The organism is Gilliamella sp. wkB108, assembly GCF_001690195.1.
Lineage (GTDB): Bacteria > Pseudomonadota > Gammaproteobacteria > Enterobacterales > Orbaceae > Gilliamella > Gilliamella apicola_L.
This window is the reverse complement of record NZ_LZGM01000071.1, coordinates 1-2,215: the sequence shown is the minus strand read 5'-3', so window position 1 is coordinate 2,215 and position 2,215 is coordinate 1. Positions and strand designations below refer to the sequence as shown.

At 49.5% G+C, this 2,215-nt stretch carries 1 tRNA gene and 2 rRNA genes; all 3 read right to left on the bottom strand.

Going from position 1 to position 2,215, the window contains the following annotated elements:
- Positions 1-919 (bottom strand): 23S ribosomal RNA (locus A9G11_RS07470); the annotation flags it as partial.
- 211 nt (positions 920-1,130) lie between these two features.
- Positions 1,131-1,206 (bottom strand) — tRNA-Glu (locus tag A9G11_RS07465).
- Between the two features lie 58 nt (positions 1,207-1,264).
- Positions 1,265-2,215 (bottom strand): 16S ribosomal RNA (locus A9G11_RS07460); the annotation flags it as partial.

Below are 2,215 nucleotides of genomic sequence, written 5' to 3'. Positions count from 1 at the left end.
TCGGAGTTTGCATCGGGTTGGTAAGCCGGGATGGCCCCCTAGCCGAAACAGTGCTCTACCCCCAACAGTCACTCATGAGGCGCTACCTAAATAGCTTTCGGGGAGAACCAGCTATCTCCCGGTTTGATTGGCCTTTCACCCCCAGCCACAGGTCATCCGCTAATTTTTCAACATTAGTCGGTTCGGTCCTCCAGTTAGTGTTAACCAACCTTCAACCTGCCCATGGCTAGATCACCGGGTTTCGGGTCTATACCCTGCAACTTTTCGCACAGTTAATACTCGGTTTCCCTTCGGCTCCCCTATTCGGTTAACCTTGCTACAGAATATAAGTCGCTGACCCATTATACAAAAGGTACGCAGTCACATATATCCAATGATATACGCTCCCACTGATTGTACGTACACGGTTTCAGGGTCTATTTCACTCCCCTCCCGGGGTTCTTTTCGCCTTTCCCTCACGGTACTGGTTCACTATCGGTCATTTAGGAGTATTTAGCCTTGGAGGATGGTCCCCCCATATTCAGACAGGATATCACGTGTCCCGCCCTACTCTTCAAGCTTCCACACCATGTGCCTTCGTGTACGGGACTTTCACCCTCTATCGTGCGACTTTCCAGACGCTTCCACTAACTCATGATGTTTCCCACTTTGGGCTCCTCCCCTTTCGCTCGCCGCTACTCGGGGAATCTCGGTTGATTTCTTTTCCTCGGGGTACTTAGATGTTTCAGTTCTCCCGGTTCGCCTCACTTGACTATGTATTCATCAAGCAATAGTGCAGTTACCCACACTGGGTTTCCCCATTCGGACATCGACGGCTATAACGCCTTTTATCGGCTCACCGTCGCTTTTCGCAGATTAACACGTCCTTCTTCGCCTCTAAATGCCTAGGCATCCACCGTGTACGCTTAATTTCTTAACCTTACAACTCACAGTTGTCTTGGTTTTCATTACGCTTTTCTTTCTCTTTCTTACTGCAAACTAACATATCTTCATATATCAGCCTACCGCAAAAACGAGAACTCGTTTCTTTCAGCTTGTTCCTAATTGTTAAAGAGCTTTATCTTTCTGTCTACTCAATTAAAGTAAACACAAAGATAACTTTATTTGCGAATAATGCCGTCACTACTGCATGGCGTCCCCTAGGGGATTCGAACCCCTGTTACCGCCGTGAAAGGGCGATGTCCTAGGCCTCTAGACGAAGGGGACTTTATTATTTCGCTTCTTAATCAACAAACAATCTGTGTGAACACTTACGAGCTCTTCGTAAGGAGGTGATCCAACCGCAGGTTCCCCTACGGTTACCTTGTTACGACTTCACCCCAGTCATGGACCACACCGTGGTAAACGCCCTCCCGAAGGTTAAGCTATCTACTTCTGGTGCAACCCACTCCCATGGTGTGACGGGCGGTGTGTACAAGGCCCGGGAACGTATTCACCGTGACATTCTGATTCACGATTACTAGCGATTCCGACTTCATGGAGTCGAGTTGCAGACTCCAATCCGGACTTAGACGTACTTTATGAGGTCCGCTTGCTCTCGCGAGGTCGCCTCCCTTTGTATACGCCATTGTAGCACGTGTGTAGCCCTGGTCGTAAGGGCCATGATGACTTGACGTCGTCCCCACCTTCCTCCGCTTTATCAACGGCAGTCTCCTTTGAGTTCCCGACCTAATCGATGGCAACAAAGGATAAGGGTTGCGCTCGTTGCGGGACTTAACCCAACATTTCACAACACGAGCTGACGACAGCCATGCAGCACCTGTCTCATAGCTCCCGAAGGCACTTCCACATCTCTGCAGAATTCTATGGATGTCAAGACCAGGTAAGGTTCTTCGCGTTGCATCGAATTAAACCACATGCTCCACCGCTTGTGCGGGCCCCCGTCAATTCATTTGAGTTTTAACCTTGCGGCCGTACTCCCCAGGCGGTCGATTTATCGCGTTAGCTTCGGAGCCCATCACTCAAGGCAACAAACTCCAAATCGACATCGTTTACAGCGTGGACTACCAGGGTATCTAATCCTGTTTGCTCCCCACGCTTTCGCATCTCAGCGTCAGTATCTGTCCAGAAGGCCGCCTTCGCCACCGGTATTCCTCCACATCTCTACGCATTTCACCGCTACACGTGGAATTCTACCTTCCTCTACAATACTCCAGATAACCAGTTTTAAGTGCAATTCCTAGGTTGAGCCCAGGGCTTTCACACCTAACTTAAT